The following is a 21,340-nucleotide window of genomic DNA, read 5'->3' on the forward strand; positions in this document are numbered from 1 at the left end:
CAGTGGGCACATTCCCGGCATGGACTGGTGCCACTACCGCTTCCGCAGTGTCTGGGACCTCCCCGCAGACCCCGACCGCGTATACGAGGTCCTGCGGTGTGCCGAGGAGTACCCGAGGTGGTGGCGGCAGGTCCGCGAGGTCACCCCCGTCGACGACCGCACCGGTATCGCCCGCTTCCGTTCCGTCCTCCCGTACGACCTGGTGGTCACGGCGCGTGAACGGCGCAGCGACCCGGTCGCGCGGGTGCTGGAAGTGGAGCTGACCGGCGACCTCGACGGGTGGGCGCGCTGGACGCTCAGCAAGCGTTCCGGGGGCACCCGGGTGCTGTACGAGCAGGAGGTGGACGTGCGCAAACCCCTGATGCGCAGGCTCGCCGTCCCCGGCCGGCCGGTGTTCCTGGCCAACCACGCGCTGATGATGCGGGCGGGGCGGCGCGGACTCTCCGCCGTCCTCGACGCGGTTTGAAGGAACCCCGTCCGGACCTGTATGGTTCAGTGCGTTCCCGGGCGATTAGCTCAGTGGGAGAGCGCTTCGTTCACACCGAAGAGGTCACTGGTTCGAACCCAGTATCGCCCACCGGGAGAAGGCCGGTCCGTCAGACAGACGGACCGGCCTACTCGTTCCTGTGGACCGCGCTGCGATGCCCGGTGCCCGCCGGCCCGGCTCACGCGGCAGTCGAGAGTTCCGGACGCAGCGGCCACGACGGATCGACGGTCTCCGGCGTGCCGCTCCGCGCGAACCACGCCTGCAGGCCCCGCGCCTGCGCCGCGTACCAATTCGTCTGGAGCGTGTGCAACTCGGCAGCCGTCAGCCGGTCCAGCCGCGAGGCGAACCGGCGCCCGAGCGCCCGCACGACCTCCAGCGCCGCCGTCGCGTCCGCCGCCGCGTCATGGGCGCCCTCCAGCGTCACTCCGTAGAGTGCGCACAGATCGGTCAGCGTGCGACGCCCCTTCCGGTACCGGTCCAGATGCTTGTCCAGCACCCTCGGATCCAGCACGTGCAACGGAGCCCCGTCCAGATAGCCGTCCAGCGATGACGCCCGATGACGCCTCAACTCCCGGTCCAGCAAGGTGAGATCGAACGGCGCGTTCATCACCACCAGCGGACGGCCCGCGGCGCACTGCTCCGCAAGCGCCCGCGCCACCTCGTCCATCACCGGCGCCGGCCACCGGCCGTTGCGCTGAAGGTGATCGTCCGTCAGACCGTGCACGGCCGTTGCCGCCTCCGGAACGGATATGCCCGGATTCACCAGCCAGTGGACCGCCCGCGGCCGTGCCCCGGGGGCGTCCTGCACCACCAGCGCCGCCGACACGATCCGGTCCTCCTCGACGTCGACCCCCGTGGTCTCCGTGTCGAACGCTGCCAGGGAGCCCTCATACCAGCACGTCATGTCCGAACTCCTCGTCATCAACCGGCAGATGGCGTGCTCCGTCCCCTGCCCGATCCGGTGATACCCGCAGGCTTCCCGCCATACGCCGTTTGCGGCCGATGCGATACGGCAACAACACAGGTGGACGGAAATGTCATTTGACGTGCCGTCACGCACAATCTCGCGGAACCGACCACCACCGTCCGGAAGGCGCTCGACAGCCATGGCGCTCGCGCAGCCCGAATCGGGCGGGCTGCTGCCCGAGCGGATCGCACCCCAGCGGGGCTCACTCGCCACCACCGCCTGCATGGAGACCCTCCAGGTGGGCTACCTCCACGCGGTCGCCGCGGCCGCGGGGTGCTCGCTCTCGCAGCCCTTTCCCGACAACGGCATCGACTGGCACGTGAGCCACAGCGCTCCCGGCCACACCATCGACGACGAAGTGACCATCAAGATCCAGCTCAAGTGCACGTACCAGATCGCCCCGCACCCCCCGGGCGCGGCCTTCTCCTTCACGCTCGACAACGAGCACCTGGCGAAGCTCGCCCGGACCCCGGTGTCGGTCCACAAGATCCTGGTCGTGATGCTCGTCCCGCGGTCCCAGGACGACTGGCTGCGCGCCGGCCACGACCGGCTCGCGCTGCGCCACTGCTGCTACTGGACCAACCTCGCCGGACACCCCGTGACCGGGCGCCGGCGGACCACCGTGCGAGTACCGACCTCCCGGATCTTCGACGACCGTGCGCTCTGCGAGATCATGAACCGGATCGGTACCGGAGGGAGGCCCTGATGCACCGGCCGTACGACGGGAACCCCCGCCCGGTGGACCCGCCCCGCCACGGGGCCGCCGGCCCCGACCCCTCCCAGGTCGACCCGGCCGTCCTCGGCGCCCTGCTCCACCGGCACGGCTGGCTCCGCCGCGGCGGAGCCGCCGGCCGCTACACACGCTGGAGCCCGCCCGGTACGGCCGGCCGCGGCATCAGCCTCCTCGTCCCCGAGAACCGTGCGTACCCCGACAGCGACGACCTCATCGGCGAGGCCCTCACCGCCCTCGCCCGCAGCTCGGCGCCCTCCGCGCAGGACATCCTCGTGGGACTCGCCGTCCCCAGCGACGAGATCCGCTGGTGGCGCCACGTCCCCGAAGAGGGACCCGCCGGCTCCGCCTCCTGGACCGCCCAGGAACAGCTGCGCTCCGCCGCCCAGCGGATGCTCCTCGCCGCCGCCCTCGCGGTGCGCGGCCGCGCCGGCTACCACGGCGCCCGGCACCGCCGGCAGGCCCTCGCCTCCCTCGAGGGCGTCCTGACCGGCCCCGCACCCGGCAGCCGCGAACTCACCGCGTTCGTCCCGGTGGCGGCCGGGCGCGCCACCGTCCTGCGCCTCCACCACGCCCTGCACGCCACCCGCGAGGCCGTCGACTACCAACGCGCGACCGGCGGGATGGAGGCCTTCGACGCCGCCGTCGGCGCCGGGGTCAGCCGGGAGCTCACCGAGGCCGTCGTGGCACTCGTCCGGGGTACCGAGGGCACCCGTGTCGCCGTCGAATGGGCCCCCGCCGCCGGGGTCCCCCTCGGGGTCGCGGCCCGGCCCGAACCCGTCGAGTTCTCGCCGGGAGACCTTCCGGCGCTCCGCGCCGCGGGCGACCGCTACCTGCGCGATGAGCCGCCCGTGCCCGTGCGGATCACCGGAGCCGTCGTCCGTATGCGCAGGTCCGGCCCGCGCGGCCCCGGAACCGTACGCCTGCGCGTCCTCGCCGGAGCCGAAGTCCCGACGGTCCGGACGGAGCTCGACGAGGAGGACTACCGCATCGCCGGCCACGCCCATCTCGTCGGACTGCCCATCAGGGTGCACGGCCATCTGGAGAGCCGGGGCGGCTTCCGGCGGCTGACCGGCGCGTCCGGCGTCCAGCCCGTACAGGTGGACGAGGCGGAACGGGACCGGCTGATGAAGTCGCTCCAGGAGAACCTGGACTTCTTCGAGGAGGCCTGCCAGGGCGACTGAGGGTCCACGGGCCGGCGGAGCCCGGCAAACCGTTTCGCGATGGGGTGTGCGGGCTCGGTAGGATTCTCGGGCGAGCAGTGTTCGCTGCCGCATCCCTCATCAGGCAGGAGAGACCGGTGTCAGACGTCCGTGTGATCATCCAACGCGATTCCGAGCGGGAAGAGCGCGTGGTGACCACGGGCACTACGGCCGCGGACCTCTTCTCCGGTGAGCGCAGCGTCATCGCCGCCCGTGTCGCCGGCGATCTCAAGGACCTCGCCTACCAGCCGGGCGAGGGCGAGGTGGTCGAGCCCGTCGAGATCTCCTCCGAGGACGGTCTCGGTATCCTGCGCCACTCCACCGCGCACGTCATGGCCCAGGCCGTCCAGGAGCTCTTCCCGGAGGCCAAGCTCGGCATCGGCCCGCCGGTCAAGGACGGTTTCTACTACGACTTCGACGTCGAGAAGCCGTTCACCCCCGAGGATCTCAAGGCCATCGAGAAGAAGATGCAGGAGATCCAGAAGCGCGGGCAGAGGTTCGCCCGCCGGGTGGTGACCGACGACGCCGCCCGCGAGGAGCTGGCCGACGAGCCGTACAAGCTGGAGCTCATCGGCATCAAGGGCTCGGCCTCCCACGACGACGGCGCGGACGTCGAGGTGGGCGCGGGCGAGCTGACGATCTACGACAACCTCGACGCCAAGACCGGCGAGCTGTGCTGGAAGGACCTCTGCCGTGGTCCCCACCTGCCGTCGACCCGGAACATCCCGGCGTTCAAGCTGATGCGCAACGCCTCGGCCTACTGGCGCGGCGACGAGAAGAACAAGCAGCTCCAGCGCATCTACGGCACCGCGTGGCCGTCCAAGGACGAGTTGAAGGCCTACCTGGACTTCCTCGTGGAGGCGGAGAAGCGCGACCACCGCCGCCTCGGCACCGAGCTGGACCTCTTCTCCGTCCCGGACGAGATCGGCTCCGGCCTCGCGGTCTTCCACCCCCGCGGCGGCATCATCCGCCGGGTCATGGAGGACTACAGCCGGAAGCGGCACGAGGAGGAGGGCTACGAGTTCGTCTACAGCCCCCACGCCACCAAGGGCGCGCTCTTCGAGAAGAGCGGCCACCTGGACTGGTACGCCGAGGGCATGTACCCCCCCATGCAGCTCGACGGGGGCACGGACTACTACCTCAAGCCCATGAACTGCCCGATGCACAACCTGATCTTCGACTCGCGGGGCCGGTCCTACCGTGAACTGCCCCTGCGCCTCTTCGAGTTCGGGACCGTGTACCGGTACGAGAAGTCGGGCGTCGTGCACGGCCTGACCCGTGCCCGGGGCTTCACCCAGGACGACGCGCACATCTACTGCACCCGTGAGCAGATGGCGGACGAGCTCGACCGGACGCTCACCTTCGTGCTGAACCTGCTCCGCGACTACGGTCTCACCGACTTCTACCTGGAGCTGTCCACCAAGGACCCGAAGAAGTTCGTCGGCTCCGACGAGGTCTGGGAGGAGGCCACCGAGGTCCTGCGTCAGGTCGCCGAGAAGCAGGGCCTGCCCCTCACCCCGGACCCGGGCGGCGCGGCCTTCTACGGCCCGAAGATCTCCGTCCAGGCGAAGGACGCGATCGGCCGGACCTGGCAGATGTCGACCGTCCAGCTCGACTTCAACCTCCCGGAGCGGTTCAACCTGGAGTACACCGCGCCGGACGGCTCCCGGCAGCGCCCGGTCATGATCCACCGTGCGCTGTTCGGGTCGATCGAGCGCTTCTTCGCGGTGCTGCTGGAGCACTACGCCGGCGCCATGCCGCCGTGGCTGGCCCCGGTCCAGGCCGTCGGCATCCCGATCGGTGACGCACACGTCGAGTACCTGCAGGGGTTCGCCGCCGAGGCGAAGAAGAAGGGCCTGCGGGTCGAGGTCGACGCGTCGTCCGACCGTATGCAGAAGAAGATCCGGACGCACCAGAAGCAGAAGGTCCCCTTCATGATCATCGTCGGTGACGAGGACATGTCGGCGGGGACGGTCTCCTTCCGTTACCGGGACGGTTCGCAGGAGAACGGGATCCCCCGCGACGAGGCCCTGAACAAGCTCGTCGACGTCGTGGAACGTCGCGTGCAGGTGTGAGTGGTTCCCCCGCCATGGCGGGGTGGCCCCCGGGAGGCTCCGGCCTCCCGGGGGCCTTTCTGTTCGACCCGGATGAAGCCATATGCTGCACACCATGACGAGCGAGCCGGAACAGCAGATCGGAGTCGGAGTCCAGGACGCCTTCCAGCGTCTGTGGACGCCCCACCGGATGGCGTACATCCAGGGCGAGAACAAGCCCACCGGTCCGGGTGCCGGCGACGGCTGCCCGTTCTGCATGATCCCGGAGAAGTCCGACGAGGACGGACTCGTCCTCGCCCGTGGCACGAGCGTCTACGCGGTGCTGAACCTGTACCCGTACAACGGCGGGCACCTCATGGTCGTCCCCTACCGCCACGTCGCCGACTACACGGAGCTGGACGAGCCCGAGACCGCCGAGCTCGCCGAGTTCACCAAGCGGGCGATGGTCGCGCTGCGTACCGCCTCGGGCGCCCACGGTTTCAACATCGGCCTCAACCAGGGCTCGGTCGCCGGCGCAGGCATCGCCGCACACCTGCACCAGCACATCGTGCCGCGCTGGGGCGGCGACACCAATTTCATGCCCGTCGTGGGGCACACCCGCATCCTGCCGCAGCTGCTCGCGGACACCCGCACGATGCTCGCCGACGCCTGGCCCGCCTGACGACGGGCGAGGCTCACGCGGCGGGTTTCACGCGTCGTACACGTCGGCCTTCTTCGGGCTGGGGTCCTGGACGGCACCGCTCAGGAACCCGGCCCGGTTGCCGAAGTTCTCGATGTCCACGCCGTGTTCCTCCAGGACCTTGAGCGCGGCCCGATGGGCGACGCGCAGCACCGGTGTGGCGGCGCGCATGGCGTCGTCGGCCATGAAGCGGTGACGCCAGGGCTGGTCGGCCCAGGCGTGCCGCAGGCCGAAGGGCTCGGGCAGGACGAGTTTGCCGCCGAGGTGGTCGAGGAGCGGCGGGAACCAGGTCAGCGGCGCGCGGACGGCCAGCCGTACGACCTCGTTCGTGTCGACGAGGGGGAGGGGGATGGTCTTCTTCTCCCAGAACTTGATCGTCTTGTCGACTTCCTTGGTCTTCGGGGCGGGCTTGGTCGTGAAGAGCCCGTTGACCGGGCCGAGCGCGTGTCCGGTGACCTCGATGCGCAGGGTCTCGTGCAGGACGGTGACGGTGATCAGCATGGTGATCACCAACTGGCCGTCCCAGAGGGTGAACTGGACCCCCAGGTAGTGGCGGTTGCCGCTGCCGAACTGCTGCTCGTTGCAGACGCGCTGTATCTCGTGGCCCTTGACCTGGAAGGCCTCCACGGTCTCGCCGGTGGGGCGGGTGACCTCCTTGGCGTTCTCGCCGACGGGGGACACGATCCAGTGCTTGATCGAGGGCGTGGGGAAACCGCCGGTGTGCAGGGGGCCGCGCTCCAGGAGCCGCAGCCGGTCGTGGATGGCCCTGATGACGTCCCAGCTGCGGAACGGGTGGATCTCGGCGCCCGGTTCGCGCGGGACGAGTTCCTCGGCGAGCTGCCAGCTTCCCCAGCGGGTGCCCATGCCGAGTATTCCCTTGGGCCCGGCGTAGAAGACGGTGTTGCTCTGCTGCTCGGCGGTGAGTTTGGCGAGGTTCTGGCGCAGCGCCTCGGCGGCGGTCTCGTTGGGGTTGCGGGGGACGGCCTCGGGGATCTTGGGTCCGATGCCGCCGCCCGAGAGGAGACCGTCCCAGCATTCGCGCAGGGTCTTGGCGGTGTTCTCGCAGATGCGCTTGGCCCAGAACCAGCCGACGACCGGGGCGATGATCATGGCCCGGAGGTAGAGGGCCAGGAGTCCGGCGACGGGTGCCCTGACGACGAGGACCAGGGCGAGGAAGCCCACGCCGACGAGCACCGCGGTGCCGAGGGCGCCGGACCTGCGGTCGCCGGCCTTGGCGAGAGAGCCCCTGAGCTGGAACATGCCGAGCCACAGCAGCAGACCGGGCAGGAAGAACAGGCCGAACAGCACCATGATGAGGGTGAGTTTGCGGTCCCGTTCCTTGCGGATCCGGGTCGCCGCGAGGCAGTGCTCGACGACGGTCTGCGGCTCGGTGCCGAAGGACTGGACGAGTGCGCCGCGGGTCGCCCCGAGCATCCGGATCTGCACGGCGCGGGAGAACGCCTCGCCCAGGTTGGGGCGGAACAGCGAGAGTCTGCCCGCGGTCACGGTGGACTCGTGCCATTCGTTGTTGGCCTTGAGGATCTCGGTCGCCTCGCTGTCGCGGTAGGCCGCGGAGGCGAGGGCGTGCGTGGCCGCCGTCTGCCCTGCCGAGCCCGCCAGCGGGACCTGTGCCCCGGGTGAGAAATCGAATGCGTCCGTCACTCCCGCCCCCATCGCCGCATGATCGGGTGCCGCTGCGGCCTGTCCCCTGTGTCATTGCCCCGCACCTGCCGAGCCGGAACCCAGCGTATCCGTGGAGGTGGTGGGCCGTCACGGACAGCGAGTGTCTTCCCCGTTGGAAGCCCCCCGACGCGTCCTCCTCCCAACTGCCGCCCGCCGGTGGGGGTTCCGGCGGGCGGAGTCGGTGGTGAAGGACGACCGGCGTCAGCCGGCGGCCTTCTCCTCGGCGCGTATCCGTTCGGCGATCTGCGGGGGCATCGGCTCGTGCCGTGCGGGCGTTCGGCTGAAGCGTCCCGTTCCGTGGGAGAGGGAGCGCAGGTCGACGGCGTAGCGGCCGATCTCGATCTCCGGCACCTCGGCGCGTACGAGGGTCCGTCCGGGGCCGGCCTGTTCGGTGCCGAGGACACGGCCGCGACGGCTCGACAGGTCGCTCATGACGGGGCCGACGTAGTCGTCGGACACCAGGACCTGGAGTTCCACGACGGGTTCCAGGAGGTGGATCGTCACGTCCGCGGCCGCCTCCCGCAGGGCGAGCGCGCCGGCGGTCTGGAACGCGGCGTCGGAGGAGTCGACGGAGTGGGCCTTGCCGTCGGTCAGGGTGATGCGCACGTCCACGAGCGGGTGCCCGGTGGCCACTCCGCGCGCGGCCTGCGCGCGTACGCCCTTCTCCACGGAGGGGATGAACTGGCGGGGTACGGCGCCTCCCACGACCTTGTCGACGAACTCGATGCCGGATCCGGTGGGCAGCGGTTCCACCTGGATCTCGCAGATGGCGTACTGGCCGTGGCCGCCGGACTGTTTGACGTGCCGGCCGCGGCCGGTCGCGGGGCCGCCGAAGGTCTCCCGCAGGGACACCCTGTGGGGCACCACGTCGACCTGTACCCCGAAGCGGGTGCGCAGCCGTTCCAGTGCGACCTCCTTGTGGGCCTCGCCCAGGCACCACAGGACGAGCTGGTGCGTGTCGGGGTTCTGCTCCAGGCGCATGGTGGGGTCCTCGGCCACCAGCCGGGCGAGGCCGTGCGACAGCTTGTCCTCGTCGGCCTTGCTGTGGGCCTCGATGGCGAGGGGGAGCAGCGGGTCGGGCATCTCCCAGGGGGCCATCAGCAGAGGGGCGTCCTTGGCCGAGATGGTGTCGCCGGTCTCGGCGCGGGACAGTTTGGCGACGCACACGATGTCGCCGGCGATGCCCCGGCCGAGGGTGCGCTGCTGCTTGCCGAAGGGGGAGGTGAGGGCACCGACGCGCTCGTCGACGTCGTGGTCCTCGTGGCCGCGGTCCTCCAGGCCGTGCCCGGAGACATGGACGGTCTCGTCGGGGCGGAGGGTGCCGGAGAAGACCCGGACGAGGCTGATCCGGCCGACGTACGGGTCGGAGGAGGTCTTGACGACCTCGGCGGCGAGCGGTCCCTCGGGGTCGCAGGTGACGTCGGGCCGTTCCCCGCCCTGGGGAGTGGTCACGGGGGGTGCCGTGCGTTCGAGCGGGGTGGGGAATCCGCCGGTGATCAGTTCCAGGAGCTCGACGGTGCCGAGGCCCTGCTTGCCCCCGTCGGTGGCGGGGGCGGCGGCGAGCACGGGGTGGAAGGTGCCACGGGCGACGGCCTTCTCCAGGTCCTGGACGAGGGTCTTGATGTCGATGTCCTCCCCGCCGAGGTAGCGGTCCATCAGGGTTTCGTCCTCGCTCTCGGCGATGATCCCCTCGATGAGCCGGTTGCGCGCCTCACTGACGAGGGGCAGCTGCTCACTGTCGGGTTCGGTCTCCTTCCGGGTGCCGGAGGTGTAGTCGAATATCCGCTGGGAGAGCAGCCCGATCAGTCCGGTGACCGGTGCGTGCCCGTCGGTGCCCGTGGGGGCGTGCCGGGGGAGGTAGAGGGGGAGGACGGCGTCGGGGTCGTCGCCGCCGAAGGTCTCGGCGCAGACCCGGGTCATCTCCTCGAAGTCGGCCCTGGCGGTCTCCAGGTGGGTGATCACGATGGCGCGCGGCATGCCGACCGCGGCGCATTCGTCCCACATCACGCGGGTGGCGCCGCCGATGCCCTCGGCCCCCTCTGCCGCCGAGACGACGAAGAGGGCCGCGTCCGCTGCCCGCAGACCGGCCCTGAGCTCCCCGACGAAGTCGGCGTACCCCGGGGTGTCCAGGATGTTGATCTTGATGCCGTCCCATTCGACGGGAACCAGGGACAGCTGTACGGACCTGCCCTGACGGTGCTCGATGTCGTCGTAGTCGGACACCGTCGCGCCGTCCTCGACCCGTCCGGCCCGGTTCACCGCCCCCGCGGTGAGAGCCAGGGCCTCCACCAGGGTGGTCTTGCCGGATCCGCTGTGGCCGACCAGCACCACATTGCGCAGCGCGGAGGGGTGGTCGGCCGTCGCTGCCCTGCCGGCGGCTCCGGGGTGTGCGTTCGCCTTGTCGCCCATGTCCTTGCCTCCCGGTTTCTTGCACGGTGAGGAGAGCACGCGGAGCGTGGAAGCCGGGGCAGCTCCATCGACGCCCGCGGTCATTCGAGCTTTCCACTCCCGTCACGGTGCGTCCATACGTCGTACGCCGCCATGGGAGTGCGGGGCACCGGCGCTGCGGAAGGAACGGCGTGACTACGATGGGCGCGCCGGAGGCCATCGGGGCCGTCCGGCCCAGCGAACCCCGGGAAGGCCATGCTGAACAAGTACGCGCGTGCATTCTTCACGCGTGTCCTCACACCGTTCGCCGCCCTGCTGCTCCGTCTGGGGGTAAGCCCTGACGCGGTGACCCTCGTCGGCACGGCCGGAGTGGTGGCGGGAGCGCTGGTCTTCTTCCCGGTGGGCGAGTTCTTCTGGGGCACGATCGTCATCACGCTGTTCGTGTTCTCGGACCTGGTGGACGGCAACATGGCCCGCCAGGCGGGGATCTCCAGCCGCTGGGGCGCCTTCCTGGACTCCACGCTCGACCGGGTCGCCGACGCGGCGATCTTCGGCGGGTTCGCGCTCTGGTACGCGGGGCGTGGGGACAGTGTGCTGATGTGCGCGGTGGCGATCTTCTGCCTGGCCAGCGGGCAGGTGGTGTCGTACACCAAGGCGCGCGGTGAGTCGATCGGACTGCCGGTCGCCGTGAACGGCCTGGTCGAGCGGGCCGAGCGGCTGGTGATCTCGCTGGTCGCGGCGGGCCTGGCCGGGCTGAGCGGGTTCGGGGTGCCGGGCGTCGAGGTGCTGCTGCCGATCGGGCTGTGGATCGTCGCCGTCGGCAGTGTCGTCACCCTCGGCCAGCGGGTCGTCACCGTGCGCCGGGAATCCGCCGAGGCCGACGCGGCCGCGGCGACGGAGCGGGGGAGCGGGGCGACCACATGAGCGGGGTCAGGGATCGGCTCACGGACGGGCTCTACGGGCTCGGATGGAGCACCGTCAGAAAGCTGCCGGAGCCGGCGGCGGTGGCCCTCGGCCGCTCCATCGCGGACGCCGTGTGGAAGCGGCGCGGCAAGAGCGTGCTGCGCCTGGAGGCCAACCTCGCCCGGGTCGTGCCCGACGCCGGCCCCGAGCGCCTGGCCGCGCTGTCACGGGCGGGCATGCGCTCGTACATGCGCTACTGGATGGAGTCGTTCCGGCTCCCGGCGTGGAGCGCCGAGCGGACGAGCAGCGGCGTCGACATCCAGGACGTGCACCATCTCACCGACGGTCTGGCCGCGGGGAAGGGCGTGGTCCTGGCACTCCCGCACCTGGCCAACTGGGATCTCGCGGGGGCCTGGGTGACCACCGGTCTCGGCGTGCCGTTCACCACGGTCGCCGAGCGGCTGAAGCCGGAGTCGCTGTACGACCGGTTCGTCGCCTACCGGGAGGGCCTCGGCATGGAGGTGCTGCCGCACACCGGAGGTGCGGCGTTCGGCACCCTGGCAAGGCGGCTACGGGAGGGTGGCCTGGTCTGCCTGGTCGCCGACCGGGACCTGTCCGCGTCAGGCGTGGAGGTGGACTTCTTCGGCGACACCGCGCGGATGCCGGCCGGGCCCGCCCTGCTGGCTCAGCAGACCGGTGCCCTGCTGCTGCCCGTCACGCTCTGGTACGACGACTCCCCGGTGATGCGCGGGCGGATCCATGCGCCGGTCGAGGTCCCGGAGACAGGTGATCGCGCCGAGAAGACGTCCGTGATGACACAGGCGCTGGCGGACGCGTACGCCGTCGGCATCGCGGAGCACCCGGAGGACTGGCACATGCTGCAGCGGCTGTGGCTCTCGGATCTCGAGCAGCCGAGGACCATCGGGAGAGCGCGGGACCCGGAGCGCACCGCGCACCCCGAGGGCACGCGGGACGCGGGCCGGGAGCGGGCATGAGGATCGGCATCGTCTGCCCGTACTCCTGGGACGTGCCCGGTGGCGTCCAGTTCCACATCCGCGACCTGGCCGATCACCTGATCCGGCTGGGCCACCACGTGTCCGTCCTGGCGCCCGCCGACGACGAGACGCCGCTGCCGCCGTACGTGGTGTCGGCGGGCAGGGCCGTCCCCGTGCCGTACAACGGCTCGGTGGCCCGGCTGAACTTCGGGTTCCTGTCGGCCGCGCGGGTGCGGCGCTGGCTGCACGACGGCATGTTCGACGTGATCCACATCCATGAGCCGGCCTCGCCCTCGCTGGGGCTGCTCGCCTGCTGGGCCGCGCAGGGGCCGATCGTCGCCACCTTCCACACCTCCAACCCGCGGTCCCGAGCCATGATCGCGGCCTACCCGATCCTCCAGCCGGCGCTGGAGAAGATCAGCGCCCGGATCGCCGTCAGCGAATACGCCCGGCGCACGCTGGTCGAGCACCTGGGGGGCGACGCCGTGGTCATCCCCAACGGGGTCGACGTCGGTTTCTTCGCCGACGCCGAACCCAAGGCGGAGTGGCAGGGCGACACGCTGGGCTTCATCGGCCGCATCGACGAACCGCGCAAGGGCCTGCCGGTCCTGATGAGGGCCTTCCCGAAGATCCTCGCCGCCCGGCCGCAGACCCGGCTGCTGGTGGCGGGCCGCGGCGACGAGGAGGAGGCCGTCGCCTCGCTCCCGCCGGAGATGCGCGAGCGCGTGCAGTTCCTCGGCATGGTCAGCGACGAGGACAAGGCGCGGCTGTTGCGCAGCGTCGACGTCTACGTGGCACCCAACACCGGCGGAGAGAGCTTCGGCATCATCCTCGTCGAGGCCCTTTCGGCGGGCGCGCCGGTCCTGGCCAGTGATCTGGACGCGTTCGCCCAGGTCCTCGACCAGGGCGCGGCCGGCGAACTGTTCGCCAACGAGGACGCCGACGCGCTCGCGGACGCGGCGGTCCGGCTGCTCGGCGACCCCGCCCGCCGCGCTCGGCTGAGCGCGCGCGGCAGCGCCCATGTGCGCCGGTTCGACTGGTCCACGGTCGGCGCGGACATCCTGGCCGTCTACGAGACGGTGACGGACGGCGCGGCCTCGGTCGCGGCCGACGAGCGCACGGGCCTGATGGCCCGGCTGGGGCTGGGCCGCGACTGAGCGTTTGCCGGGAGCCGGGAGCCGGGAGCCGGGAGCCGGGAGCCGGGAGTCGGGAGTCGGCGGCGGGTGCCTGGTGCGCGGCCTGGCGACCGGCTCGTCGGTCGGCCCGTACGCGCCGGGTAGATTGACCGGCCGTGACCGCAACCTTGATCTGGATCCTCGTCGGGCTCGTCGTCATCGGTGTGTACCTGAGCTGGACGGCCGGCCGGCTCGACCGGCTGCACACGCGGATCGACGCCGCCCGCGCCGCGCTCGACGCGCAGCTGCTGCGCCGTGCCTCGGTCACCCAGGAACTGGCCACCTCCGGTGTCCTCGATCCGGCCGCCTCGATCGTGCTGTACGAGGCCGCCCACGCGGCCCGGCAGGCGGACGAGGAGCAACGGGAGGTCGCCGAGAGCGAGCTGAGCCAGGCACTGCGCGCCGTGTTCGGGGAATCAGCCCAGGTCGAGGCGGTCCGTGAGGCGCCCGGGGGCGATGAGGCGGCCGGGGAGCTGGCGGCGGCCGCACGCCGCGTCCCCATGGCCCGTCGCTTCCACAACGACGCCGTACGGGCGGCCCGTGCCCTGCGCAGGCACCGGAAGGTGCGCTGGTTCCGCCTCGCCGGACACGCCCCTTTCCCGCTGGCGTTCGAGATGGACGACGAGCCGCCGGCCGCGCTCGCGGACCGCCCGGGCACCTGATCGCAGGCGGGAACGAGCCACCGGCTTCACATTGGCCCTTGCAGTGGACTGATCGGCCGGGGTTTCCTGCTCCAAGCACTACCCGTCCGTTTTCCCCACGAGTGAGGTTCCGTGTCCAGCACGTCTTCCAGCACCCCGCAGTCCCCCGAGACCGGCACCGCCCGCGTCAAGCGCGGCATGGCCGAGCAGCTCAAGGGCGGCGTGATCATGGACGTGGTCACGCCCGAGCAGGCGAAGATCGCCGAGGACGCGGGCGCCGTCGCCGTCATGGCCCTGGAGCGCGTCCCCGCCGACATCCGCAAGGACGGCGGTGTGGCCCGCATGTCCGACCCGGACATGATCGAGGGCATCATCGACGCCGTGTCCATCCCGGTCATGGCGAAGTCCCGGATCGGCCACTTCGTCGAGGCCCAGGTCCTGCAGTCGCTCGGCGTCGACTACATCGACGAGTCCGAGGTGCTCACCCCGGCCGACGAGGTCAACCACTCCGACAAGTGGGCCTTCACGACCCCCTTCGTCTGCGGCGCCACCAACCTGGGCGAGGCCCTGCGCCGTATCGCCGAGGGCGCGGCCATGATCCGTTCCAAGGGCGAGGCCGGCACCGGCAACGTCGTCGAGGCCGTCCGCCACCTGCGCCAGATCAAGAACGAGATCGCCAAGCTGCGCGGCTTCGACAACAACGAGCTGTACGCCGCCGCCAAGGAGCTGCGTGCCCCGTACGAGCTGGTCAAGGAGGTCGCCGAGCTCGGCAAGCTGCCGGTCGTGCTGTTCTCCGCCGGTGGTGTCGCCACCCCGGCCGACGCCGCGCTGATGCGCCAGCTCGGCGCCGAGGGCGTGTTCGTCGGCTCCGGCATCTTCAAGTCGGGCGACCCGGCCAAGCGTGCCGCCGCCATCGTGAAGGCCACCACCTTCTACGACGACCCGAAGATCATCGCGGACGCCTCCCGCAACCTGGGCGAGGCCATGGTCGGCATCAACTGCGACACCCTGCCCGAGACCGAGCGCTACGCGAACCGCGGCTGGTAAGGCACTGCATCCATGAGCAACACCCCCGTCATAGGCGTCCTGGCCCTCCAGGGCGACGTACGGGAGCACCTGATCGCCCTGGCCGCGGCGGACGCCGTGGCCAGGGCGGTCCGGCGCCCCGAGGAGTTCGCCGACATCGACGGCCTGGTCATCCCGGGCGGCGAGTCCACCACCATCTCCAAACTGGCGTTCCTGTTCGGCGTGATGGAGCCGCTGCGCGAGCGCGTGCGCGCCGGCATGCCGGTCTACGGCACCTGCGCGGGCCTGATCATGCTCGCCGAGAAGATCCTCGACCCGAGGTCGGGACAGGAGACCGTCGGCGGCATCGACATGATCGTCCGCCGCAACGCCTTCGGCCGCCAGAACGAGTCCTTCGAGGCGGCCGTCGAGGTCGCCGGTGTCGAGGGCGGTCCGGTCGAGGGCGTCTTCATCCGCGCCCCCTGGGTCGAGTCGGTCGGAGCCGACGTCGAGGTGCTCGCCGAGCACGGCGGCCACATCGTCGCCGTCCGGCAGGGCAACGCGCTCGCCACCTCGTTCCACCCCGAACTGACCGGCGACCACCGCATGCACGCGCTGTTCGTCGAGATGGTGCGCGCAAGCGGCTGAGCCGATCCCGGTAGGATCTAGGCGAACGTTGCAGAAAAGTTGGTTACGCGAAGGAGACAGGCGGATGTCCGGCCACTCTAAATGGGCTACGACGAAGCACAAGAAGGCCGTGATCGATGCCAAGCGCGGCAAGCTCTTCGCGAAGCTGATCAAGAACATCGAGGTCGCGGCGCGCACGGGCGGCGGAGACCCGGAGGGCAACCCGACGCTGTACGACGCCATCCAGAAGGCGAAGAAGCAGTCGGTGCCGAACAAGAACATCGACTCCGCGGTCAAGCGCGGCTCCGGCCAGGAGGCCGGCGGCGCCGACTACGAGACCATCATGTACGAGGGTTACGGCCCGAACGGTGTCGCGGTGCTCATCGAGTGCCTCACCGACAACCGCAACCGCGCCGCCTCCGACGTGCGCGTCGCCATGACCCGCAACGGCGGCTCGATGGCCGACCCGGGCTCGGTGTCCTACCTGTTCAACCGCAAGGGCGTCGTCGTGCTGCCCAAGGGCGAGCTGGCCGAGGACGACGTGCTGGGCGCGGTGCTGGACGCCGGCGCCGAGGAGGTCAACGACCTCGGCGAGAGCTTCGAGGTCATCAGCGAGGCCACCGACCTGGTCGCGGTGCGCACCGCGCTCCAGGAGGCCGGCATCGACTACGAGTCCGCCGAGGCCAGCTTCGTGCCGACCATGCAGGTCGAGCTGGACGAGGAGGGCGCGAAGAAGATCTTCAAGCTGATCGACGCGCTCGAGGACAGCGACGACGTGCAGAACGTCTTCGCGAACTTCGACGTCAGCGACGAGATCATGGCGTCCGTCGACTGACACGGCGGCCGTACGGAACGGTTCGGACGGGCCGACGGGACACGCTCCCGTCGGCCCGTCCGTGCGTTGTCGGCGCCGGACGCTAGCCTGCATCAGCACAGGAACACGTGGTCGAGGCCGTGGTGCCGAAGCCGTGGCCGACGACCGAGGGGAGGGGACGGCATGCGCGTACTGGGCGTGGACCCGGGGCTCACACGCTGCGGTGTCGGAGTCGTCGAGGGCGTCGCGGGCCGGCCGCTCACCATGCTCGGCGTCGGCGTGGTGCGCACACCCGCGGAGGCCGAGACCGCCGACCGGCTGGTCGCGATAGAGCGCGGCATCGAGCAGTGGCTGGACGAGCACCGCCCCGAGTACGTCGCCGTCGAGCGCGTCTTCTCCCAGCACAACGTCCGTACCGTGATGGGCACCGCCCAGGCCAGCGCGGTCGCCATGCTGTGCGCGGCCCGGCGCGGACTGCCCGTGGCGCTGCACACCCCCAGCGAGGTCAAGGCCGCCGTCACCGGCAGCGGCCGCGCCGACAAGGCACAGGTCGGCGCCATGGTCACCCGCCTGCTCCGGCTCGACGCCCCGCCGAAGCCCGCCGACGCCGCCGACGCGCTCGCCCTCGCGATCTGCCACATCTGGCGCACCCCGGCACAGAACCGCCTCCAGCAGGCCGTCGCCGCGCACCGAAGCACCCAGCTCACGAAAGGCCGCACCGCATGATCGCCTTTGTCTCGGGCCCGGTCGCCGCCCTCGCCCCGACCACCGCCGTCATCGAGGTCGGCGGCGTCGGCATGGCCGTCCAATGCACCCCCGGCACCCTGTCCGTGCTGCGCATCGGCCAGGAGGCGAAGCTTGCCACCTCCCTCGTGGTGCGGGAGGACTCCCTGACGCTCTACGGCTTCGCCGACGACGACGAGCGGCAGGTCTTCGAGCTGCTCCAGACCGCCAGCGGGGTCGGCCCCCGGCTCGCCCAGGCGATGCTCGCCGTGCACACCCCGGACGCCCTGCGCATCGCCGTCGCCACGGGGGACGAGAAGGCGCTCACCGCCGTCCCCGGGATCGGCAAGAAGGGCGCGCAGAAACTGCTGCTGGAGCTGAAGGACCGGCTCGGTGAGCCCGTCGGCTCGCCCTCGGCGAGCGCGCACACCGCCGGGGCCGCCCCTTGGCGCGACCAGCTGCACGCCGCGCTGATCGGACTCGGGTACGCCACCCGGGAGGCCGACGACGCGGTCGCCGCCGTCGCCCCGCAGGCCGAGGCCGCCACCGCCTCGGGGGGAACACCGCAGGTGGGCGCCCTCCTCAAGGCGGCACTGCAGTCACTCAACCGCACCCGCTGACCCGTTCCGCCCCGAGTAGACCCGCACCATCCGACCGAGAGCAGACAGCCAGTGAACTGGGACGAGACGACCGGAACCGAGACCGACCACCGGCTGGTCGAACCCGCCGCGGACGGCGAGGAGCAGGCCGTCGAAGCGGCCCTGCGGCCGAAGGACCTCGACGAGTTCATCGGCCAGGAGAAGGTCCGCGAGCAGCTGGACCTGGTGCTGAAGGCCGCCCGGGCGCGCGGCGCGACCGCCGACCACGTGCTGCTCTCCGGCGCACCCGGACTCGGCAAGACCACCCTCTCGATGATCATCGCGGCCGAGATGGGCGCCCCCATCAGGATCACCTCCGGCCCCGCCATCCAGCACGCCGGCGACCTGGCAGCGATCCTCTCCTCCCTCCAGGAGGGAGAGGTGCTGTTCCTCGACGAGATCCACCGGATGTCGCGGCCCGCCGAGGAGATGCTCTACATGGCGATGGAGGACTTCCGTGTCGACGTCATCGTCGGCAAGGGCCCCGGCGCCACCGCCATCCCCCTGGAACTGCCCCCGTTCACCCTGGTCGGCGCGACCACCCGGGCCGGGCTCCTGCCCCCGCCGTTGCGGGACCGTTTCGGCTTCACCGCCCACATGGAGTTCTACGAGCCCGCGGAGCTGGAGCGGGTGGTGCACCGCTCCGCGGGCCTGCTCGACGTCGTCATCGACTCCGAAGGCGCCGGGGAGATCGCCGGACGCTCCCGTGGCACGCCTCGTATCGCCAACCGGCTGCTCCGCCGCGTCCGCGACTACGCCCAGGTCAAGGCCGACGGCGTCATCACCCGTGAGGTGGCGGCTGCGGCGCTCCAGGTGTACGAGGTCGACTCGCGCGGCCTGGACCGGCTCGACCGGGCGGTGCTCGGTGCACTGCTCAAGCTCTTCGGCGGCGGCCCCGTCGGTTTGTCCACCCTCGCGGTGGCCGTGGGTGAGGAACGCGAGACGGTCGAGGAGGTCGCCGAGCCGTTCCTGGTGCGCGAAGGGCTGCTGGCGAGGACGCCGCGCGGCCGGGTCGCGACCCCGGCGGCCTGGGCTCATCTGGGGCTCGTCCCGCCGCAGGGGACCGTCGGCCACCCGCGGGGCGGACAGCAGGGCCTGTTCGGGGTGTGACGGCGCGGAGGTTCGCGCCTTCGGGAACCAGCCTGCCATGCTGGGCGTTGTTCCATCGATGCGGACTCGCTTAGACTCCGCCGATGCCGACCGTGCAGGCCGGCGTACCCACCCCCGAAGATCAGGCCGCCCATGTCAGCGGCGGTCGTGCGAAGGAAACCCCGTCCCGTGAATCTCGTGACTCTCCTCCCGTTCATCGTGCTCATCGGGGCCATGTTCCTGATGACCCGGTCCGCCAAGAAGAAGCAGCAGCAGGCCGCGCAGATGCGTGACCAGATGCAGCCGGGCACCGGTGTCCGAACCATCGGGGGCCTGTACGCCACCGTCAAGGAGGTTCACGATGACACCGTGCTCCTCGAGGCCGCACCCGGCGTCCACCTCGTCTTCGCCAAGAACGCCATCGGTGCCGTTCTCGACGACGACGAGTACAACCGCATCGTCCACGGTGACGGTGACGGCGACCTCAAGATCGACACCCCCGTGGTGCCGGACGACGCCTCGTCGCTGACCGAGGCCGATGCCGACGCCAGGATCGACCTCGGCAAGAAGCCCGAGGCCGGCGACGCCGAGTCCACGGCCGAGGCGAAGGACGCCAAGGCCGGGGACAAGACCGACGGCGAGGCCGACGCGAAGTAAGTCACGAACGGGGACCGCGGTGCCCAGGGCGCACCGCGGTCCCCAGTCCGTGCAGACACACGGGGGTATCCCCACACCACTTCGTGGCCGCCGCGACGCCCAGGGGGCGCGCGGCGGTTGGACAGGGAGAAACGAGAAGGTGGCAGCACCCAAAAAGGGCCGGGCGGCGGGAGGTCAGGGGAAGCCGGGGCGCACCCTGGCCCTGATGCTCGTCGCCATGGCCGCGCTGGTCGGTGGGATGTTCTGGTCCGGGGACACCACCCCGCGACTGGGTATCGACCTGGCAGGCGGCACGAGCATCACGCTCCAGGCGCAGAACCAGCCCGGCAAGCCGAACGCCATCAACGAGACCAACATGAACACCGCGATCTCGATCATCGAGCGCCGTGTCAATGGTCTGGGTGTGTCGGAGGCCGAGGTCCAGAAGCAGGGCCCGGAACACATCATCGTCAACATCCCCCGTGCCACGGACTCCAAGCAGGCCCGTGAGCAGGTGGGCACCACGGCCCAGCTCTACTTCCGGCCCGTGCTCGCAGTCTCGGGCGGCGCGGCCACGCCCGACCCCGCCGTGAGCGGCAGCCCCGCCGCCACCCCCAGCGGCAAGGCCAGCCCTTCCAAGCCGGCCGCCGCGCCGTCGGCGAGCGCCACCACTCAGGGACGGGCCCTCACCGAGGGCCTCAAGGCCCCCTCCCCGCAGCCCAGCGGCTCGGGCAAGCCCTCCGCGTCGGCGCCCACGCCGGCCCCGCAGCCGACCGGCACGGGTGACCAGGCCGTCGCCGCCCTGCAGAAGCAGTTCGCGGCCCTCGACTGCACGCCCAAGGGCAAGGGCGACACCAAGCAGGTCCCGAACCCGGCGAAGAACGCCGATCCGAACAAGCCGACCATCGCCTGCTCCACCGAGGGCGACGCCAAGTACATCCTCGGTCCGTCAGGGGTGGACGGCGTCGACGTCGACGACGCCAAGGCCGTGATCGATCCCAACCGCGGCATCTGGATCGTGACCCTCGGTTTCACGGACAAGGGCAGCAAGAAGTTCTCCGACATCACCGGCAAGCTCGCCGTCAATCCGGCCCCGCAGAACCAGTTCGCGATCACGCTCGACGGGAACGTGCAGTCCGCGCCTTCCGTCCGTACGGCCATCGCAGGCAGTGCCGAGATCTCCGGCAGCTTCAACCAGGAGTCCGCCACGGAGCTGGCGAACATCCTGTCCTACGGCGCCCTGCCGCTGTCGTTCGTCGAGCAGGGCGTCGACACCGTCTCCCCGGCGCTCGGCGGTGAGCAGCTGCAGGCCGGCCTGATCGCCGGAGCCATCGGTCTCGCGCTCGTCGTGATCTACCTGCTGGTCTACTACCGCGGTCTGTCGTTCATCGCGATCCTCAGCCTCCTGGTCTCGGCGGTCCTGACCTACACGCTGATGTCGCTGCTCGGCCCGGCCATCGGCTTCGCGCTGAACCTGCCGGCCATCTGTGGTGCCATCGTCGCCATCGGTATCACCGCCGACTCCTTCATCGTGTACTTCGAGCGCATCCGCGACGAGATCCGCGAGGGCAGGACCCTGCGTCCGGCCGTCGAGCGGGCCTGGCCGCGCGCCAGGCGCACGATCCTGGTCTCCGACTTCGTGTCGTTCCTCGCCGCCGCGGTGCTCTTCATCGTCACCGTCGGCAAGGTCCAGGGCTTCGCGTTCACCCTCGGTCTGACGACGCTCCTCGACGTCGTCGTGGTGTTCTTCTTCACCAAGCCGCTGATGACGCTGCTCGCCCGGACGAAGTTCTTCGGCGGCGGCCACCCGTGGTCCGGTCTGGACCCGAAGCGGCTCGGCGCCAAGCCGCCCCTGCGCCGCTCCCGTCGCGTCTCCGCCCCCATCGACCCGAAGGAGGCGTGAG

General features: G+C 70.9%; 20 protein-coding genes and 1 tRNA gene. 18 read left to right on the plus strand and 3 right to left on the minus strand.

Features of this window, described 5'->3' with window-relative positions:
- Positions 1-19: 19 nt before the first annotated feature.
- On the plus strand, positions 20-466 hold the full coding sequence (locus ACZ4Z5_RS17105) for an SRPBCC family protein (protein WP_468263055.1): 447 nt from the start codon (positions 20-22) through the stop codon (positions 464-466).
- A gap of 39 nt (positions 467-505) precedes the next feature.
- A tRNA-Val gene (locus ACZ4Z5_RS17110) sits at positions 506-577 on the plus strand.
- An 88-nt stretch (positions 578-665) separates the two neighbouring features.
- Here ACZ4Z5_RS17110 and ACZ4Z5_RS17115 read toward each other — a convergent pair.
- The gene (locus ACZ4Z5_RS17115) at positions 666-1,391 is read right to left on the minus strand and encodes an exonuclease domain-containing protein (RefSeq protein ID WP_468263251.1); all 726 of its coding nucleotides are present in this window, start codon (positions 1,389-1,391) and stop codon (positions 666-668) included.
- 202 nt (positions 1,392-1,593) lie between these two features.
- On the opposite strand from ACZ4Z5_RS17115, the gene ACZ4Z5_RS17120 reads away from it, so the two are divergent.
- The 4 genes from ACZ4Z5_RS17120 (at position 1,594) to ACZ4Z5_RS17135 (ending at position 6,101) form a co-directional block, all read left to right on the plus strand.
- Positions 1,594-2,160 (plus strand): DUF4365 domain-containing protein, encoded by a 567-nt coding sequence (locus ACZ4Z5_RS17120; protein WP_468263058.1) that lies wholly within the window; start codon positions 1,594-1,596, stop codon positions 2,158-2,160.
- Positions 2,160-3,368 carry a hypothetical protein gene (locus tag ACZ4Z5_RS17125; protein WP_468263061.1) on the plus strand — a complete coding sequence of 403 codons (1,209 nt, stop codon included), beginning with the start codon at positions 2,160-2,162 and terminating at the stop codon, positions 3,366-3,368. Before ACZ4Z5_RS17120 ends, ACZ4Z5_RS17125 begins: the two co-directional genes overlap by 1 nt.
- Before the next feature lie 116 nt (positions 3,369-3,484).
- The gene (gene thrS / locus ACZ4Z5_RS17130; protein ID WP_468263064.1) at positions 3,485-5,461 is read left to right on the plus strand and encodes a threonine--tRNA ligase; all 1,977 of its coding nucleotides are present in this window, start codon (positions 3,485-3,487) and stop codon (positions 5,459-5,461) included.
- Between the two features lie 82 nt (positions 5,462-5,543).
- A complete protein-coding gene (locus ACZ4Z5_RS17135) occupies positions 5,544-6,101 on the plus strand; it encodes an HIT family protein (protein ID WP_468263067.1) in 558 nt (185 codons plus the stop codon).
- 27 nt (positions 6,102-6,128) lie between these two features.
- On the opposite strand, the gene ACZ4Z5_RS17140 is transcribed toward ACZ4Z5_RS17135, so the two are convergent.
- Together ACZ4Z5_RS17140 and ACZ4Z5_RS17145 are read right to left on the minus strand one after the other, a co-directional pair.
- Positions 6,129-7,793 (minus strand): hypothetical protein, encoded by a 1,665-nt coding sequence (locus ACZ4Z5_RS17140; RefSeq protein ID WP_468263070.1) that lies wholly within the window; start codon positions 7,791-7,793, stop codon positions 6,129-6,131.
- A gap of 210 nt (positions 7,794-8,003) precedes the next feature.
- The gene (locus ACZ4Z5_RS17145) at positions 8,004-10,211 is read right to left on the minus strand and encodes an elongation factor G-like protein EF-G2 (RefSeq protein WP_468263073.1); all 2,208 of its coding nucleotides are present in this window, start codon (positions 10,209-10,211) and stop codon (positions 8,004-8,006) included.
- Between the two features lie 234 nt (positions 10,212-10,445).
- Here ACZ4Z5_RS17145 and pgsA point away from each other — a divergent pair, with 234 nt between their 5' ends.
- From pgsA to secD, 12 genes are all read left to right on the plus strand, one after another.
- Positions 10,446-11,114, plus strand: coding sequence for a phosphatidylinositol phosphate synthase (pgsA, locus tag ACZ4Z5_RS17150; RefSeq protein ID WP_468263076.1), 669 nt, complete (start codon positions 10,446-10,448; stop codon positions 11,112-11,114).
- On the plus strand, positions 11,111-12,088 hold the full coding sequence (locus ACZ4Z5_RS17155; RefSeq protein ID WP_468263078.1) for a phosphatidylinositol mannoside acyltransferase: 978 nt from the start codon (positions 11,111-11,113) through the stop codon (positions 12,086-12,088). Before pgsA ends, ACZ4Z5_RS17155 begins: the two co-directional genes overlap by 4 nt.
- The gene (locus ACZ4Z5_RS17160; protein ID WP_468263081.1) at positions 12,085-13,245 is read left to right on the plus strand and encodes a glycosyltransferase family 4 protein; all 1,161 of its coding nucleotides are present in this window, start codon (positions 12,085-12,087) and stop codon (positions 13,243-13,245) included. The genes ACZ4Z5_RS17155 and ACZ4Z5_RS17160 overlap by 4 nt, the downstream gene beginning before the upstream one ends.
- A gap of 134 nt (positions 13,246-13,379) precedes the next feature.
- Positions 13,380-13,925, plus strand: coding sequence for a LemA family protein (locus ACZ4Z5_RS17165; protein ID WP_468263084.1), 546 nt, complete (start codon positions 13,380-13,382; stop codon positions 13,923-13,925).
- 111 nt (positions 13,926-14,036) lie between these two features.
- Positions 14,037-14,951: a pyridoxal 5'-phosphate synthase lyase subunit PdxS gene (gene pdxS, locus ACZ4Z5_RS17170; RefSeq protein ID WP_468263087.1), complete on the plus strand. Its 915-nt coding sequence runs from the start codon at positions 14,037-14,039 to the stop codon at positions 14,949-14,951.
- 12 nt (positions 14,952-14,963) lie between these two features.
- A complete protein-coding gene (gene pdxT / locus ACZ4Z5_RS17175) occupies positions 14,964-15,557 on the plus strand; it encodes a pyridoxal 5'-phosphate synthase glutaminase subunit PdxT (protein WP_468263089.1) in 594 nt (197 codons plus the stop codon).
- Positions 15,558-15,621: 64 nt separating this feature from the next.
- Complete coding sequence (locus ACZ4Z5_RS17180; protein ID WP_468263092.1) at positions 15,622-16,371, plus strand: YebC/PmpR family DNA-binding transcriptional regulator; 750 nt, start codon at positions 15,622-15,624, stop codon at positions 16,369-16,371.
- 162 nt (positions 16,372-16,533) lie between these two features.
- Entirely contained in the window at positions 16,534-17,076 is a 543-nt protein-coding gene (ruvC, locus tag ACZ4Z5_RS17185) for a crossover junction endodeoxyribonuclease RuvC (protein WP_468263095.1), read from the plus strand.
- Positions 17,073-17,693: a Holliday junction branch migration protein RuvA gene (gene ruvA, locus ACZ4Z5_RS17190; RefSeq protein WP_468263098.1), complete on the plus strand. Its 621-nt coding sequence runs from the start codon at positions 17,073-17,075 to the stop codon at positions 17,691-17,693. The genes ruvC and ruvA overlap by 4 nt, the downstream gene beginning before the upstream one ends.
- A 51-nt stretch (positions 17,694-17,744) precedes the next feature.
- On the plus strand, positions 17,745-18,821 hold the full coding sequence (gene ruvB, locus ACZ4Z5_RS17195) for a Holliday junction branch migration DNA helicase RuvB (protein ID WP_468263101.1): 1,077 nt from the start codon (positions 17,745-17,747) through the stop codon (positions 18,819-18,821).
- A 168-nt stretch (positions 18,822-18,989) separates the two neighbouring features.
- On the plus strand, positions 18,990-19,457 hold the full coding sequence (gene yajC / locus ACZ4Z5_RS17200; RefSeq protein WP_468263104.1) for a preprotein translocase subunit YajC: 468 nt from the start codon (positions 18,990-18,992) through the stop codon (positions 19,455-19,457).
- A gap of 139 nt (positions 19,458-19,596) precedes the next feature.
- The gene (gene secD / locus ACZ4Z5_RS17205; protein WP_468263107.1) at positions 19,597-21,339 is read left to right on the plus strand and encodes a protein translocase subunit SecD; all 1,743 of its coding nucleotides are present in this window, start codon (positions 19,597-19,599) and stop codon (positions 21,337-21,339) included.
- The last annotated feature ends 1 nt before the right edge of the window (position 21,340 follow it).

The organism is Streptomyces sp. NPDC030222 (assembly GCF_055573115.1).

Coding starts and splice junctions, on each gene's coding strand:
- ACZ4Z5_RS17160 (WP_468263081.1), top strand. CDS start 12,085: ATGAGGATCGGCATCGTCTGCCCGTACTCCTGGGACGTGCCCGGTGGC.
- ruvA (WP_468263098.1), top strand. CDS start 17,073: ATGATCGCCTTTGTCTCGGGCCCGGTCGCCGCCCTCGCCCCGACCACC.
- ACZ4Z5_RS17115 (WP_468263251.1), bottom strand. CDS start 1,391: ATGACGTGCTGGTATGAGGGCTCCCTGGCAGCGTTCGACACGGAGACC.
- ACZ4Z5_RS17105 (WP_468263055.1), top strand. CDS start 20: ATGGACTGGTGCCACTACCGCTTCCGCAGTGTCTGGGACCTCCCCGCA.
- pgsA (WP_468263076.1), top strand. CDS start 10,446: ATGCTGAACAAGTACGCGCGTGCATTCTTCACGCGTGTCCTCACACCG.
- ACZ4Z5_RS17145 (WP_468263073.1), bottom strand. CDS start 10,211: ATGGGCGACAAGGCGAACGCACACCCCGGAGCCGCCGGCAGGGCAGCG.
- ACZ4Z5_RS17155 (WP_468263078.1), top strand. CDS start 11,111: ATGAGCGGGGTCAGGGATCGGCTCACGGACGGGCTCTACGGGCTCGGA.
- pdxT (WP_468263089.1), top strand. CDS start 14,964: ATGAGCAACACCCCCGTCATAGGCGTCCTGGCCCTCCAGGGCGACGTA.
- ACZ4Z5_RS17135 (WP_468263067.1), top strand. CDS start 5,544: ATGCTGCACACCATGACGAGCGAGCCGGAACAGCAGATCGGAGTCGGA.
- ACZ4Z5_RS17125 (WP_468263061.1), top strand. CDS start 2,160: ATGCACCGGCCGTACGACGGGAACCCCCGCCCGGTGGACCCGCCCCGC.
- ruvC (WP_468263095.1), top strand. CDS start 16,534: ATGCGCGTACTGGGCGTGGACCCGGGGCTCACACGCTGCGGTGTCGGA.
- ACZ4Z5_RS17140 (WP_468263070.1), bottom strand. CDS start 7,793: ATGGGGGCGGGAGTGACGGACGCATTCGATTTCTCACCCGGGGCACAG.
- ACZ4Z5_RS17180 (WP_468263092.1), top strand. CDS start 15,622: ATGTCCGGCCACTCTAAATGGGCTACGACGAAGCACAAGAAGGCCGTG.
- ACZ4Z5_RS17120 (WP_468263058.1), top strand. CDS start 1,594: ATGGCGCTCGCGCAGCCCGAATCGGGCGGGCTGCTGCCCGAGCGGATC.